This window comes from Cognatishimia activa (assembly GCF_017798205.1).
GTDB classification, from domain to species: domain Bacteria; phylum Pseudomonadota; class Alphaproteobacteria; order Rhodobacterales; family Rhodobacteraceae; genus Cognatishimia; species Cognatishimia activa_A.
In genome coordinates, this window is sequence record NZ_CP060010.1 from 1,885,418 (window position 1) to 1,901,338 (window position 15,921).

Genomic DNA, 15,921 nt, shown 5'->3' on the forward strand with positions numbered 1-15,921 from the left:
GCTCTCCCATTGAGAAATGAAAGGTGTCATCGCACATGGCTCAAACCTACCTTGGCCAAAAACGCTTGCGTAAATACTACGGCAAAATCCGCGAAGTTCTGGATATGCCAAACCTCATCGAGGTTCAGAAATCCTCCTATGATCTCTTCCTGCGTTCCGGTGACGCAGAGCTGCCGCTGGACGGCGAAGGCATCAAAGGCGTGTTCCAATCGGTTTTCCCGATCAAGGACTTTAACGAACAATCCGTTCTGGAATTCGTCGACTATGAGCTGGAAAAGCCGAAGTACGACGTTGAGGAATGTATGACTCGTGACATGACCTACAGCGCGCCGCTGAAGGTCACTCTGCGTCTGATCGTCTTTGAAGTTGACGAAGACACAGGCGCGAAGTCTGTCAAAGACATCAAAGAACAAGACGTCTTCATGGGCGATATGCCTCTGATGACACCAAACGGCACTTTTGTGGTGAACGGCACCGAGCGCGTGATCGTGTCTCAGATGCACCGCTCCCCTGGCGTGTTCTTTGACCACGACAAAGGTAAAACCCACTCGTCCGGTAAACTGCTGTTTGCCTGCCGCATCATCCCATATCGCGGCTCTTGGCTGGATTTCGAATTCGACGCCAAAGACATCGTTTTCGCACGCATCGACCGTCGTCGTAAGCTGCCTGTGACCACCCTGCTTTATGCGCTGGGTCTGGATCAGGAAGGCATCATGGATGCCTATTATGACACCGTTGAGTACAAGCTGGAAAAGAACAAAGGTTGGGCAACCAAGTTCTTCCCTGATCGCGTGCGCGGCACCCGTCCGGCCTATGATCTGGTCGACGCAGCCACAGGCGAAGTGATTGCCGAAGCGGGCAAGAAAGTCACTCCTCGTGCGGTTAAGAAACTGATCGACGAAGGCGCAGTGACTGAACTGCTGCTGCCATATGACCAAATCGTTGGCAAATATGTCTCCAAGGACATCATCAACGAAGAGACTGGTGCGATCTATGTCGAAGCGGGCGATGAGCTGACGCTGGAATATGACAAAGATGGCGACCTGATCGGCGGTACCGTCAAGGAACTGATCGACGCGGGCATCACCACGATCCCAGTTCTGGACATCGATAACGTTAACGTGGGTCCATACATGCGCAACACCATGGCGCAGGACAAAAACATGAACCGCGAAACCGCGCTCATGGATATCTACCGCGTAATGCGTCCGGGTGAGCCACCCACCGTCGAAGCGGCGTCTGCTCTGTTTGACACGCTGTTCTTTGACAGCGAGCGCTATGATCTGTCCGCGGTTGGCCGTGTGAAAATGAACATGCGTTTGGCTTTGGACGCCGAAGACACCATGCGCACCCTGCGCAAAGAAGACATCGTGTCCTGCATCAAAGCTCTGGTTGAGCTGCGCGACGGCCATGGCGATGTGGACGACATCGACCACTTGGGCAACCGTCGTGTGCGTTCCGTTGGCGAGCTGATGGAAAACCAATACCGCGTGGGTCTGCTGCGTATGGAGCGCGCGATCAAAGAGCGTATGTCCTCTGTCGAGATCGACACTGTGATGCCTCAGGATCTGATCAACGCGAAACCAGCGGCGGCTGCGGTACGTGAATTCTTTGGCTCTTCTCAGCTGTCTCAGTTCATGGACCAAACCAACCCGCTGTCTGAGGTGACGCACAAACGTCGTCTCTCGGCGCTTGGCCCAGGCGGTCTGACCCGTGAGCGTGCAGGCTTTGAGGTTCGCGACGTTCACCCGACCCACTATGGTCGGATGTGTCCGATTGAAACGCCAGAAGGTCCAAACATTGGTCTGATCAACTCGCTGGCAACCTTCGCCCGCGTGAACAAATACGGCTTCATCGAGACTCCATACCGTAAGGTTGTCGACGGTCAGGTCACCGATGAGGTGAACTACATGTCCGCGACCGAAGAGATGCGGCACACAGTGGCGCAGGCGAACGCGACATTGGATGCGGACGGCAAGTTCATCAACGAGATGGTCAACACTCGTCAGTCCGGTGACTACACCATGGCCCCTGTTGGCGCCGTCGATCTGATCGACGTGTCTCCAAAGCAGTTGGTCTCTGTGGCGGCCTCCCTGATCCCATTCCTTGAAAACGACGACGCGAACCGGGCGCTTATGGGCTCGAACATGCAACGTCAGGCGGTTCCACTGCTGCGCGCTGAGGCGCCTCTGGTTGGTACCGGTATCGAGGAAAAAGTGGCTATCGACTCCGGCGCTGCGATCCAAGCGAAACGTGGCGGTATCATCGACCAAGTGGATGCACAGCGTATCGTTATTCGTGCGACCGAAGACCTTGAGCTCGGCGATGCTGGCGTCGACATCTATCGTCTGCGCAAGTTCCAGCGTTCCAACCAAAACACCTGCATCAACCAGCGTCCGCTGGTGAAAGTGGGCGACACGGTTGGCAAAGGCGAAGTGATTGCCGATGGTCCGTCCACCGATATGGGTGAGCTGGCTCTAGGTAAGAACGTGGTCGTCGCGTTTATGCCTTGGAACGGCTACAACTACGAAGACTCCATCCTTATCTCCGAGCGCATCGCGCGTGATGACGTGTTTACTTCGGTTCACATCGAAGAATTCGAAGTCGCTGCTCGTGACACCAAACTCGGCCCAGAAGAAATCACCCGCGACATTCCAAACGTCGGTGAAGAAGCGCTGCGTAACCTCGACGAGGCGGGCATCGTTTACATCGGCGCGGACGTTGAGCCGGGCGATATTCTGGTCGGTAAGATCACACCAAAAGGTGAATCCCCAATGACGCCAGAGGAAAAACTCCTCCGTGCGATCTTTGGTGAGAAAGCCTCTGATGTTCGCGACACCTCTCTGCGTGTGAAACCAGGTGACTTTGGAACCGTCGTCGAAGTGCGCGTCTTTAACCGCCACGGTGTGGAAAAAGACGAACGTGCGCTTCAGATCGAGCGCGAAGAAGTCGAAGCTCTGGCACGCGACCGTGACGACGAACTCGCGATCCTGGACCGCAACATCTATGCGCGTCTGAAAGACATGATCATGGGCAAGGTGGCCGTCAAAGGCCCGAAAGGCGTCAAGCCGAAGTCTGTGATTGATGACGAGCTGCTGGAAATGCTGACCCGCGGTCAGTGGTGGCAGCTGGCTCTGGAAGACGAGGATGATGCGCAGATCGTAGAGGCTCTGCACGAGCAATACGAAGCGCAGAAACGCGCGCTGGATGCACGCTTTGAGGATAAGGTCGAGAAAGTCCGCCGTGGCGACGATCTGCCTCCGGGTGTGATGAAGATGGTCAAAGTCTTTATCGCGGTGAAGCGTAAGCTGCAGCCGGGCGATAAGATGGCGGGTCGTCACGGGAACAAAGGTGTTATTTCCAAGGTTGTGCCTATGGAAGACATGCCGTTCCTCGCGGATGGTACGCCGGTTGACTTCTGTCTGAACCCGCTGGGTGTTCCGTCGCGGATGAACGTCGGTCAGATCCTTGAAACCCACATGGGCTGGGCCGCACGCGGTCTGGGCATCAAGGTGGACGAGGCTCTGGGTGAATACCGTCGTTCCGGCGATCTGACCCCGGTTCGCGAAGCGATGCATGACGCCTATGGCGACAACGTCTATGACGAAGGCATCGCGAACATGGACGAGACTGCGTTGATCGAAGCAGCGGGCAATGTGACCCGCGGTGTTCCGATCGCAACGCCAGTCTTTGACGGCGCGAAAGAGGGCGACGTGAATGACGCTCTGGTGCGTGCGGGCTTTGATCAGTCCGGTCAGTCGATCCTGTTTGACGGCCGTACCGGTGAACAGTTCAGCCGTCCGGTCACCGTCGGCGTGAAATACCTGCTGAAACTGCACCACCTTGTGGACGACAAAATCCACGCGCGGTCTACTGGTCCATACTCGCTGGTCACCCAGCAGCCTCTGGGCGGTAAAGCGCAGTTCGGTGGTCAGCGTTTCGGGGAAATGGAAGTCTGGGCTCTCGAAGCTTACGGCGCAGCCTACACCCTGCAGGAAATGCTCACCGTTAAGTCGGATGACGTCGCGGGCCGGACCAAGGTCTATGAAAGCATCGTCAAGGGCGAGGACAACTTCGAAGCGGGCATCCCAGAATCGTTCAACGTTCTGGTCAAAGAAGTCCGTGGCCTCGGCCTGAATATGGAACTCCTGGACGCGGAGGTGGAGGAATAAGGGCCTCGCGCTCTTATTCCCCTTCCCAATGCTTCCGCTCTAATTTGAGGTAAACAAATGAACCAGGAACTGACGAACAACCCGTTTAACCCATTGGCTCCACAGAAGATTTTTGACGAGATCAAAGTCTCTCTGGCGTCTCCGGAACGGATCCTGTCTTGGTCTTACGGCGAAATCAAAAAGCCAGAGACCATCAACTATCGGACATTCAAACCAGAGCGCGACGGCCTGTTCTGTGCGCGTATCTTTGGCCCGATCAAAGACTACGAATGTCTCTGCGGTAAATATAAGCGCATGAAGTATCGCGGCGTTGTCTGCGAGAAATGTGGTGTTGAAGTTACCCTACAAAAAGTACGACGCGAGCGTATGGGCCACATCGAGCTGGCCGCACCGGTCGCACACATCTGGTTCCTGAAATCGCTGCCTTCCCGCATCGGCCTGATGCTGGACATGACTCTGCGTGATCTGGAACGTGTTCTGTACTTTGAAAACTATGTTGTCACCGAGCCAGGTCTGACCGACCTGACCTACGGCCAGATGCTCACCGAAGACGAGTATATGGACGCGCAAGACACCTTCGGCATGGACGCGTTTACCGCGAACATCGGTGCGGAAGCGATCCGTGAGATGCTGTCTCAGATTGATCTTGAGTCCGAAGCAGAGCACCTGCGTGCCGAGCTGGCCGAGGCGACCGGTGAACTGAAACCGAAAAAGATTATCAAACGTCTGAAAGTTGTGGAATCCTTCCTGGAATCCGGCAACCGCCCAGAGTGGATGGTGCTGACCGTGATCCCAGTGATCCCACCAGAATTGCGCCCGCTGGTGCCTCTGGATGGCGGCCGTTTCGCGACGTCTGACCTGAACGATCTCTATCGTCGTGTGATCAACCGGAACAACCGTCTGAAGCGTCTGATCGAGCTGCGCGCGCCTGATATCATCGTGCGTAACGAAAAGCGGATGCTGCAGGAATCTGTGGACGCTCTGTTTGACAACGGCCGTCGTGGTCGTGTGATCACTGGCGCGAACAAACGTCCTCTGAAATCCCTTTCCGATATGCTGAAAGGTAAACAGGGTCGTTTCCGTCAGAACCTTTTGGGTAAGCGCGTAGACTTCTCTGGCCGTTCGGTCATTGTGACGGGTCCGGAACTCAAGCTGCATCAGTGTGGTTTGCCGAAGAAGATGGCGCTCGAGCTGTTCAAGCCGTTCATCTATTCGCGCCTAGAGGCCAAAGGCCTCTCGAGCACTGTGAAACAGGCGAAAAAGCTGGTTGAAAAAGAACGTCCAGAGGTCTGGGATATCCTCGACGAGGTGATCCGCGAACACCCTGTGATGCTGAACCGTGCGCCAACCCTGCACCGTCTTGGCATTCAGGCGTTCGAACCTGTTCTGATCGAAGGTAAAGCCATCCAGCTGCACCCGCTTGTGTGTTCTGCGTTTAACGCGGACTTCGACGGTGACCAGATGGCGGTTCACGTTCCTCTGAGCCTTGAGGCCCAGTTGGAAGCCCGTGTTCTGATGATGTCGACGAACAACGTTCTGTCGCCAGCAAACGGCGCGCCGATCATCGTTCCATCTCAGGATATGATCTTGGGTCTGTATTACGTCTCCATCGCGCGCGACGGGATGAAGGGCGAAGGCATGGTCTTCTCCTCCATCGAAGAAGTCGAGCACGCGCTGGATTCTGGCGAAGTGCACCCGCATGCCAAGATCCAGGCCCGTATCCCTCAGATCGACGAGAACGGTCTTGAGGTGATGAAGCGCTATGAAACGACCCCAGGTCGCGTCAAGCTGGGCGCTCTGTTGCCACAAAACGCAAAAGCGCCGTTTGAGCTGGTGAACAACCTGCTGCGGAAACGTGACGTTCAGAAAGTCATCGACACCGTCTACCGTTATTGCGGTCAGAAAGAGTCGGTCATCTTCTGTGACCAGATCATGTCCATGGGCTTTAAAGAAGCGTTCAAGGCAGGCATCTCGTTCGGCAAAGACGACATGGTTATCCCTGATGACAAATGGGGAATCGTTGATGACACCCGGGATCAGGTGAAAGACTTTGAACAACAGTACATGGACGGTCTGATCACTCAGGGCGAAAAGTACAACAAAGTTGTCGATGCTTGGTCCAAGTGTAACGACAAAGTCACCGACGCCATGATGGGCACGATCTCCGCGGCAAAGACCGACGAGAACGGCTCTGAGGCAGAGCCAAACTCTGTCTACATGATGGCTCACTCCGGTGCGCGTGGCTCGGTCACTCAGATGAAACAGCTGGGCGGGATGCGCGGCCTGATGGCGAAGCCGAACGGCGACATCATCGAGACCCCGATCATCTCGAACTTTAAAGAAGGCCTGACCGTTCTTGAGTACTTCAACTCCACCCACGGCGCCCGTAAGGGTCTGTCGGATACGGCGCTGAAGACTGCGAACTCTGGTTACCTGACCCGTCGTCTGGTTGACGTTGCGCAGGACTGTATCGTTCGCATGAACGACTGTGGCACCGAGAACGCGATCACCGCCGAAGCAGCGGTCAACGACGGCGAAGTCGTCGCGACTCTGGCAGAACGTATTCTTGGCCGTGTGGCTGCGGATGACATTCTGCGTCCGGGCACTGACGAGGTGATCGTTGCCAAAGGCCAGCTGATCGACGAACTCATGGCAGATGAGATCGACGAGGCGGGTGTTGCCTCTGCACGCATCCGTAGCCCGCTGACCTGTGAGGCCGAAGAAGGCGTCTGTGCGCAATGTTACGGTCGTGACCTTGCTCGCGGTACCATCGTGAACACGGGCGAGGCCGTCGGCATCATTGCGGCACAGTCCATCGGTGAACCTGGTACACAGCTGACCATGCGGACCTTCCACATTGGTGGCGTTGCACAAGGTGGCCAGCAATCCTTCCAGGAAGCCTCCCAAGAGGGCACCATCCGTTTCGAGAATGCCAATATTCTTGAAAACGCGCAGGGTGAAACCTTGGTTATGGGCCGCAACATGAAGCTTGAGATCGTCGATGAGGCGGGCGAGGTTCGTGTGACCCATAAGCTGGGCTATGGCTCTAAGCTCTTCGTCAAAGACGGTGGCAAAATCGGCCGCGGCGAGAAGCTGTTTGAATGGGATCCGTTCACTCTGCCGATCTTGGCTGAGAAAGACGGTAAGGCGAAATTCGTTGACCTCGTATCGGGCATTGCTGTCCGTGACGTGACCGACGAAGCGACCGGCATGACCCAGAAAATCGTCTCCGACTGGCGTTCTGCGCCTAAGGGCAACGAGCTGAAGCCAGAGATTATTCTGGTCGACGCAGATGGTGAGCCAGTGCGCAACGCAGCCGGTAACCCAGTGACCTACCCAATGTCTGTGGACGCGATCCTTTCCGCCGAAGACGGTCAGGATGTGAAAGCCGGTGACGTTATCGCGCGTATCCCACGCGAAGGTGCGAAGACCAAAGACATTACCGGTGGTCTGCCACGGGTTGCGGAACTCTTTGAAGCGCGGCGTCCGAAAGACCACGCAATCATCGCGGAAATCGATGGTTACGTGCGCTTTGGTCGCGACTATAAGAACAAGCGCCGCATCTCGATTGAGCCTGCAGATGACGCATTGGAAACCGTCGAATACATGGTGCCAAAGGGCAAGCACATTCCTGTTCAGGAAGGCGACTTTGTCCAAAAAGGCGACTACATCATGGACGGCAACCCTGCGCCGCATGACATCCTGTCCATCATGGGTGTCGAAGCGCTGGCGGATTATATGATCGACGAAGTGCAAGACGTTTACCGCCTGCAAGGTGTGAAAATTAACGACAAGCACATCGAAGTCATCGTGCGTCAGATGCTGCAGAAGTGGGAGATCCTGGACTCTGGTGAAACCACGCTGCTCAAGGGCGAGCATGTCGATAAGCAAGAGTTTGACGCGGCTAACGAGAAAGCTCTGGCGCGCGGCAAACGTCCTGCACAAGGCGAGCCGATCCTGCTGGGTATCACCAAAGCGTCCTTGCAGACCCGTTCGTTTATCTCGGCGGCGTCCTTCCAGGAAACCACCCGTGTTCTCACCGAGGCCTCTGTCCAAGGTAAGAAAGACAAGCTGGTTGGCCTGAAAGAAAACGTCATCGTGGGTCGTCTGATCCCAGCCGGTACCGGTGGCGCGACGCAGAAGGTCCGCAAGATCGCGCAAGAGCGTGACAATGTGGTCATCGAAGCACGTCGTGAAGAGGCCGAAGCCGCTGTGGCTCTGGCAGCTCCGAGCGATGGCGACTTCTCTGCCGAAGATATCTTCGACAGCGGTTTCGTCGACGTGCCTGAGAGCCGCGAAGAGTAAGACGCTCTTTAAATGAATTGAGAGACCCCGGTGCTGCAAAGCGCCGGGGTTTTTCTTTGGGGTTCCCAGTTCGGATTTTCCGACTTAGGGTCGCGTCGTTGAACGTCAGGACAATCCCAATGCATGACAACGCCAAAGGCAGCCTTTTGATGGTCGGAGCGATGATCGGTTTCACGGTCAACGATGCGATTATCAAGGTGATCGGCGGACATATCCCATTGTTTCAAATGGTGTTTTTGCGAGGGATTCCGGCGACGCTCTTCCTGTTGCTTCTGGCCTGGCGTATGGGGATCCTGCGGGTTCAGGCACCAGTTCGCGATTGGGCTCTGGCCTCGTTGCGCGCGGTGATGGAAGTCGGAGCCGCGTATTTCTTTATCTCGGCCTTGTTGCGCATGGAACTTGCGAATGTCACGGCGGTTCTGCAGGTGCTACCTCTGTCCGTGGCACTGGGCGCGGCGCTGGTGTTCCGAGAACCCCTGGGCTGGCGGCGCGTCTTGGCCATTCTGATTGGCTTTTGTGGCGTCATGTTGATCGTGCGACCCGGACCGGATGGTTTCACCGAGCAATCGATCTTTGCGCTGATCGCTGTGGCCTTGGTCACAATTCGAGACCTCGCCTCGCGGCGCATGTCCAAGGCGATGCCGTCGATCATGGGCGCGGCCATATCCTCGGCGGCAGTGGGCCTCGCCGCAGGATTGGCCAGCTTGTCCGAGCCTTGGGTCGCGATGACGTCCTCGGATTTCGCCTATCTCGGCGCCGCCGCGATTGTGGTTGCTTTGGCTTATCTTTGCTCTGTTATGGCCATGCGCGTGGGCGAGATCACTTTTATCGCACCGTTCCGCTATTCGGGTCTGATCGCGGCCTTGATCATCGGCTTCCTCGTGTTCGGCGATTGGCCGGACGGGGTGACTTTGCTGGGCGCGGCCATCGTCGTGGCAACGGGGCTTTTCACACTGTATCGAGAAAGCGCCGCGCGTCGAAAGCCTCAGCCGTCGGAATAGATCTCGCGAACGCGGGCGTTGTCGATGGCAAAGAGGTCTTTGATCAAGGCCTCGTCTTCCTTGGACATCGGTTGAAAATCCAGTCGGGTGACATTCGACTTTTGCCGTGAATCGTTGAACGCTCCGTGCCCGCGAATGTACATCTCCTGATCCGTGAAGGTGACCGACGGCATCGCATGGTTCATCTTGGTGTGCGAGAAATTCATGATAGATTTGCGGACCGAGGGCTGCACAACCATTGCAAGGGCAACGCCGTAGTATTGCAAAACCGATGGTGTGATTTCCAAACCAGCGGATGAAGCCCGCGCCGAGAACCCGCGGTTAAAATCGACCGTCATCATTTCGTTCTTGGCGATGAGCGGCGCGCAATCATCAACAGCCTCTCTGAGGCGTTCGACGAAGTTTACCGCAACCGCATCATCATCATCCTGGCGAAACTGAATCGTTGGCAGGTCTGTTTCAATCCGATGCGTATTGATAATGCGCTGCATTGCGGGCCTGTGCCGTTCGGACGGCCAGGGCACGATGATCGCCTGAGGAATGTCTTCGACCAAGGCAAACAGACGCTCTTGGTATTCATCTGGCATGCACATGCCAATGGCGATGAGGAACTGGAAGTTTGGATCCGTTTGCGCCTTGATGCCCGGCAGCGTCAGAGCCTCAAAGGATCGGAACCTCTCTTCAATTCTTTCGGGTGCATAGAGGTAGGCGCGGCGCTCTTCCAGCGTTTCATGGCCCACCTGAAAACCGCCGTAAGCGGGATAGGAAAACCTGCATAGTCCGATGACTTGCATGTCTTGGCTTTTCATATTGGGCCCTATCTTTACGCGGTTTTTCACCTTGAATCATGGCAGTGAGGCTTTGTTTTCGCAATGAAGAAAGTTGAGGGGGCGTGAACTTTCACATTGTTCAAATTTGCACAATTTCTGTAATTTAATAGGCATTGAGTTCGCAAGGTCACAGCGCCATTTTCTCTATCAAAGACGCGCCCAATGGGGGCAGCGTTGCTACCTTTGATTGGAGACTGACATGAAAGACGCAATGACAAAGTCTGACCTGCAATTGACCCTCCGCCCAGCAGCAGATCGCGGTATGGCCAACTTTGGTTGGTTGCAATCGGCACACAGCTTTAGCTTTGGCAACTACTATGACCCTGACTTCATGGGGTTTGGGAACCTGCGTGTGATCAATGATGACAAAGTCGCGGGGGGCAGGGGCTTTCCCAATCACCCCCACAAGAATGCTGAGATCTTTTCCTATGTGACCAAGGGTGCCTTGGAGCACCGGGATAGCATGGGCAATGGGTCCGTCGTCGGCGAAGGTGGCATCCAATACATGAGCGCTGGACGGGGTGTGACCCACTCAGAGTTCAATCCCTCTGACACAGAAGACATGCAGTTTCACCAGATCTGGTTGATGCCTGCGGTGGCCAATACCGAGCCCGCATATGACACACGAGACCTCACGACCGAGGACAAAGATGGCAAGCTGAAACTCTTTCTGTCGTCGGACGGGCGCGACGGGTCTATGGTGACGCAAGCAGATGCGAGTGTCTATGCAGCGACCCTGACCGGCGAGCAGCAGATTGACTATGATCAAAAGCCGATCCGCAAAGGATGGGTGCAGGTGATCAAAGGCAGCCTGACTGTCAACGGAACCCAACTGACCAAAGGCGACGGTCTGGCGATTGAAGGGGGCGGAGTGCTGACATTCGCGCAAGGCGACGAGGCAGAGTTCCTGTTGTTTGGTCTTGCGGCCTAGGTGCCATAGACAAGAGGCCGTTCCCAACTGGGGGCGGCCATTTTACAGCCAACCTGCCTGCTGTTGACACAACGCCCGACTCCCCCTATACGCGCGCCTATCCGGCACGTGGAGTCTGTCCACTATGCCGAAATCATATCTGTAGTGGCTCAAGGTCAGAGCACTTTTATCACTCTGACCCTCTGTTACCCCACCGCGACGTTCACCTCGGAATGGGAACGTTTGCGGCTTTTTTGCTTTGGTCTGCAGGGATGTGGATCAGGTGAGGGACAGGACGGGTCAGAAATGTAACCGCTCGGGGTGACCCGGGCATAAGTTGAGAAACGGGAAAAGAGACCCTATGCCAACGATTCAACAGCTGATCCGCAAACCGCGCCAGCCTAAAATCAAGCGCTCCAAGTCCCAGCACCTGGAGCAATGCCCACAGAAACGTGGCGTTTGCACACGCGTTTACACAACCACTCCTAAAAAGCCGAACTCCGCGATGCGGAAAGTTGCGAAGGTTCGCCTGACCAACGGCTACGAAGTGATCTCCTACATCCCAGGTGAAAGCCACAACCTTCAGGAACACTCTGTGGTTCTGATCCGCGGCGGCCGTGTAAAAGACCTTCCAGGTGTGCGTTACCACATCCTGCGTGGTGTTCTGGATACCCAGGGCGTCAAAGACCGTAAGCAACGTCGTTCCAAGTACGGCGCGAAGCGTCCTAAGTAAGAAGGATATTTATAGATGTCTCGTCGTCACGCTGCTGAAAAACGCGAAGTATTGCCTGACGCCAAATATGGCGACCGCGTACTTTCCAAATTCATGAACAACCTCATGATAGACGGTAAAAAATCCGTCGCAGAGAAAATCGTCTACAACGCGCTGGATCGCGTTGAGAACAAAGTTAAGCGCGCTCCTGTTGAAGTCTTCCACGAAGCACTCGACAACATTAAGCCGTCCGTCGAAGTTCGCTCCCGCCGTGTTGGTGGTGCAACTTACCAGGTTCCGGTTGAAGTGCGCCCAGAGCGCCGCGAAGCGCTGGCCATCCGCTGGCTGATCACTGCTTCTCGCGGCCGTAACGAGAACACCATGGAAGAGCGCCTCGCAGGTGAGCTTCTGGATGCTGTGAACTCTCGTGGCTCCGCTGTTAAGAAGCGGGAAGACACTCACAAGATGGCCGAGGCGAACAAAGCCTTCAGCCATTACCGCTGGTAATTCGAAAGGCTCATTGACAAATGGCACGCGAATATACGCTGAACCACTACCGTAACTTCGGTATCATGGCGCACATCGATGCAGGTAAAACCACCTGCTCCGAGCGCATCCTGTACTACACCGGTAAGTCTCACAACATTGGTGAGGTGCACGATGGTGCGGCCACCATGGACTGGATGGAGCAGGAACAAGAACGCGGGATCACCATCACCTCCGCTGCGACGACCACTTTCTGGGAGCGCACCGAAGATGGCCAAACCGCAGACACTCCTAAGCACCGTCTGAACATCATCGACACCCCAGGCCACGTTGACTTCACCATCGAAGTTGAACGCTCCCTCGCGGTTCTCGATGGTGCGGTTTGTGTTCTGGACGCAAACGCAGGTGTTGAGCCTCAGACTGAAACCGTTTGGCGTCAGGCTGACCGCTATTCTGTTCCACGGATCGTTTTCGTGAACAAAATGGACAAGATCGGCGCGGACTTCTTTAACTGCGTAAACATGATCGAAGACCGCACCGGCGCGCGTGCTGTTCCAGTAGGTATTCCTATTGGCGCAGAAACCGAGCTGGAAGGCCTTGTTGACCTCGTGACCATGCAAGAATGGGTTTATGAGGGCGAAGACCTCGGCGCATCTTGGGACAAGCGCGACATCCGCCCTGAGCTTCAGGACATGGCGAATGAGTGGCGCGAAAAGATGATCGAAACTGCCGTTGAGCAGGACGAAGAAGCCATGGAAGCTTATCTGGAGGGCGAAGAGCCATCCGTTGAAAAGCTGCGCGAGCTTCTGCGTAAGGGTACTCTGGCGCTGGACTTCGTTCCGGTTCTGGGCGGCTCTGCGTTCAAAAACAAAGGTGTTCAGCCTCTCTTGAACGCTGTGATCGACTATCTGCCGTCCCCACTGGACGTTGTTGATTACATGGGCTTCAAACCAGGCGACGAAACTGAAACCCGTGACATCGCCCGCCGCGCGGACGACGAGATGGCGTTCTCTGGTCTGGCGTTCAAAATCATGAACGACCCATTCGTTGGCTCTCTGACCTTCACACGTATCTACTCTGGTACGCTTGAGAAGGGCGACACCTTGCTGAACTCCACCAAAGGCAAGAAAGAGCGCATCGGTCGTATGATGATGATGCACTCCAACAACCGTGAAGAAATCACCGAAGCATTTGCTGGTGACATCATCGCGCTTGCCGGTCTGAAAGACACCACAACCGGTGACACGCTCTGCGCTGTTAACGATCCTGTGGTTCTGGAAACCATGACCTTCCCAGATCCGGTGATCGAGATCGCGGTTGAGCCTAAGACCAAAGCTGACCAAGAGAAAATGTCTCAGGGTCTGCAGCGTCTGGCGGCCGAAGATCCATCCTTCCGTGTTGAGACTGACCTGGAATCCGGTCAGACCATCATGAAAGGCATGGGTGAACTTCACCTGGACATCCTTGTGGACCGTCTGAAGCGCGAATTCAAAGTCGAAGCGAACATTGGTGCGCCACAGGTTGCGTATCGTGAGACCATCGGCCACGAAGTTGAGCACACATACACCCACAAGAAACAGTCTGGTGGTTCCGGTCAGTATGGTGAAGTTAAACTCATCATCACCCCAACCGAGCCAGGCGAGGGTTACTCCTTTGAATCCCGTATCGTTGGTGGTGCGGTTCCAAAGGAATACATCCCAGGTGTTGAAAAAGGCATCCAGTCTGTCATGGACAGCGGCCCTCTGGCTGGCTTCCCAGTGATCGACTTCAAAGTTGCTCTGATCGACGGTAAGTTCCACGACGTTGACTCCAGCGTTCTGGCGTTTGAGATCGCTTCCCGTATGTGTATGCGTGAAGGCATGCGTCTTGCTGGTGCGAAACTGCTTGAGCCAATGATGAAGGTCGAGGTTATCACTCCTGAAGAGTATACCGGCGGTATCATCGGTGACCTGACATCCCGTCGTGGTCAGGTGTCTGGTCAGGAACCACGCGGCAACGCTGTTGCGATTGACGCATTCGTTCCACTGGCAAACATGTTTGGTTACATCAACACACTGCGTTCCATGTCTTCGGGCCGCGCGCAGTTCACCATGCAGTTTGACCACTACGATCCAGTGCCAAACAACATCTCTGAAGAGATCCAAGCGAAATACGCATAACCGGGGCGGCGGGCTGAAGCCCGCCCTACCCACAACCCGTAGGTCGGGCTTCAGCCCGACACCCCATTAAGGAGGCCATTATGGCAAAGGAAAAGTTTGAACGTTCCAAACCGCACTGCAACATCGGCACCATCGGCCACGTTGACCACGGTAAAACCACTCTGACCGCAGCGATCACCAAGCAATTCGGTGACTTCAAAGCGTACGACGAAATCGACGGCGCACCAGAAGAAAAAGCCCGCGGCATCACCATCTCGACTGCACACGTTGAGTATGAAACCGAAGCACGTCACTACGCACACGTCGACTGCCCAGGCCACGCTGACTATGTGAAAAACATGATCACCGGTGCGGCGCAGATGGACGGCGCGATCCTGGTTGTGAACGCAGCTGACGGCCCTATGCCTCAGACTCGTGAGCACATCCTGCTGGGCCGCCAGGTTGGCATCCCTGCAATGGTTGTTTTCATGAACAAAGTTGACCAGGTTGACGACGAAGAGCTGCTTGAGCTGGTTGAAATGGAAATCCGCGAGCTGCTGTCTGAGTATGAATTCCCAGGCGACGACATCCCTGTGATTGCTGGCTCCGCTCTGGCGGCTCTGGAAGATCGCGACGCAAACATCGGTTCCGAGAAAATCGCAGAGCTGATGGCGGCTGTTGACGAGTACATCCCACAGCCTCCACGTGCGACTGACCAGCCGTTCCTGATGCCAATCGAAGACGTGTTCTCGATCTCTGGTCGTGGTACCGTTGTGACCGGCCGTGTTGAGCGTGGGGTGATCAACGTTGGCGACGAAATCGAAATCGTCGGCATCAAAGACACTCAGAAAACCACCTGTACTGGTGTTGAGATGTTCCGCAAGCTGCTGGACTCTGGTGAAGCCGGCGACAACATCGGTGCGCTGCTGCGTGGTGTTGACCGTGAAGCCGTTGAGCGTGGCCAGGTTCTGTGTAAGCCAGGTTCCGTTCAGCCTCACACCAAGTTCGAAGCAGAAGCTTACATTCTGACCAAAGAAGAAGGTGGTCGTCACACCCCATTCTTCGCGAACTACCGTCCACAGTTCTACTTCCGTACAACTGACGTCACCGGCACCGTAAACCTGCCTTCCGGCACAGAAATGGTTATGCCAGGCGACAACCTGAAGTTCGACGTTGAGCTGATCGCACCAATCGCGATGGAAGCAGGTCTGCGCTTCGCGATCCGCGAAGGCGGCCGCACCGTTGGTTCCGGTGTTGTGTCCAAGATCACTGAGTAAGGACGTGGCGGTGGGGTAAAACCCCACCCTACGCAAGACTTACGGAAAGGCCGTCCTATGGGGCGGCCTTTCTTTGTTGGCGATTTGCGT

General features: G+C 55.5%; 9 protein-coding genes. 8 read left to right on the forward strand and 1 reads right to left on the reverse strand.

Features of this window, described 5'->3' with window-relative positions; all coding sequences use genetic code 11:
- The first annotated feature begins 35 nt into the window (after positions 1-35).
- From rpoB to HZ995_RS09230, 3 genes are all read left to right on the forward strand, one after another.
- Positions 36-4,172 carry a DNA-directed RNA polymerase subunit beta gene (rpoB, locus tag HZ995_RS09220; protein WP_209355381.1) on the forward strand — a complete coding sequence of 1,379 codons (4,137 nt, stop codon included), beginning with the start codon at positions 36-38 and terminating at the stop codon, positions 4,170-4,172.
- Positions 4,173-4,229: 57 nt separating this feature from the next.
- Positions 4,230-8,477, forward strand: a complete 4,248-nt coding sequence (gene rpoC / locus HZ995_RS09225; RefSeq protein ID WP_209355382.1) for a DNA-directed RNA polymerase subunit beta' — start codon at positions 4,230-4,232, stop codon at positions 8,475-8,477.
- A 119-nt stretch (positions 8,478-8,596) separates the two neighbouring features.
- Entirely contained in the window at positions 8,597-9,478 is an 882-nt protein-coding gene (locus HZ995_RS09230) for a DMT family transporter (RefSeq protein ID WP_209355383.1), read from the forward strand.
- On the opposite strand, the gene HZ995_RS09235 is transcribed toward HZ995_RS09230, so the two are convergent.
- The gene (locus HZ995_RS09235) at positions 9,463-10,287 is read right to left on the reverse strand and encodes a putative rhamnosyl transferase (protein ID WP_245168630.1); all 825 of its coding nucleotides are present in this window, start codon (positions 10,285-10,287) and stop codon (positions 9,463-9,465) included. The genes HZ995_RS09230 and HZ995_RS09235 overlap by 16 nt on opposite strands.
- 220 nt (positions 10,288-10,507) lie before the next feature.
- Between HZ995_RS09235 and HZ995_RS09240 the strand changes: the two genes are divergently transcribed.
- From HZ995_RS09240 to tuf, 5 genes are all read left to right on the forward strand, one after another.
- The gene (locus tag HZ995_RS09240; RefSeq protein ID WP_245168631.1) at positions 10,508-11,239 is read left to right on the forward strand and encodes a pirin family protein; all 732 of its coding nucleotides are present in this window, start codon (positions 10,508-10,510) and stop codon (positions 11,237-11,239) included.
- Between the two features lie 340 nt (positions 11,240-11,579).
- Positions 11,580-11,951 (forward strand): 30S ribosomal protein S12, encoded by a 372-nt coding sequence (rpsL, locus tag HZ995_RS09245; RefSeq protein ID WP_054000841.1) that lies wholly within the window; start codon positions 11,580-11,582, stop codon positions 11,949-11,951.
- A 15-nt stretch (positions 11,952-11,966) separates the two neighbouring features.
- Positions 11,967-12,437, forward strand: coding sequence for a 30S ribosomal protein S7 (gene rpsG, locus HZ995_RS09250; RefSeq protein ID WP_209355384.1), 471 nt, complete (start codon positions 11,967-11,969; stop codon positions 12,435-12,437).
- A gap of 20 nt (positions 12,438-12,457) precedes the next feature.
- Entirely contained in the window at positions 12,458-14,575 is a 2,118-nt protein-coding gene (gene fusA / locus HZ995_RS09255) for an elongation factor G (RefSeq protein ID WP_209355385.1), read from the forward strand.
- Positions 14,576-14,655: 80 nt separating this feature from the next.
- Positions 14,656-15,831, forward strand: a complete 1,176-nt coding sequence (tuf, locus tag HZ995_RS09260; RefSeq protein WP_209355386.1) for an elongation factor Tu — start codon at positions 14,656-14,658, stop codon at positions 15,829-15,831.
- Positions 15,832-15,921: the final 90 nt, after the last annotated feature.

Coding starts and splice junctions, on each gene's coding strand:
- rpoB (WP_209355381.1), top strand. CDS start 36: ATGGCTCAAACCTACCTTGGCCAAAAACGCTTGCGTAAATACTACGGC.
- rpoC (WP_209355382.1), top strand. CDS start 4,230: ATGAACCAGGAACTGACGAACAACCCGTTTAACCCATTGGCTCCACAG.
- HZ995_RS09230 (WP_209355383.1), top strand. CDS start 8,597: ATGCATGACAACGCCAAAGGCAGCCTTTTGATGGTCGGAGCGATGATC.
- HZ995_RS09235 (WP_245168630.1), bottom strand. CDS start 10,287: ATGAAAAGCCAAGACATGCAAGTCATCGGACTATGCAGGTTTTCCTAT.
- HZ995_RS09240 (WP_245168631.1), top strand. CDS start 10,508: ATGAAAGACGCAATGACAAAGTCTGACCTGCAATTGACCCTCCGCCCA.
- rpsL (WP_054000841.1), top strand. CDS start 11,580: ATGCCAACGATTCAACAGCTGATCCGCAAACCGCGCCAGCCTAAAATC.
- rpsG (WP_209355384.1), top strand. CDS start 11,967: ATGTCTCGTCGTCACGCTGCTGAAAAACGCGAAGTATTGCCTGACGCC.
- fusA (WP_209355385.1), top strand. CDS start 12,458: ATGGCACGCGAATATACGCTGAACCACTACCGTAACTTCGGTATCATG.
- tuf (WP_209355386.1), top strand. CDS start 14,656: ATGGCAAAGGAAAAGTTTGAACGTTCCAAACCGCACTGCAACATCGGC.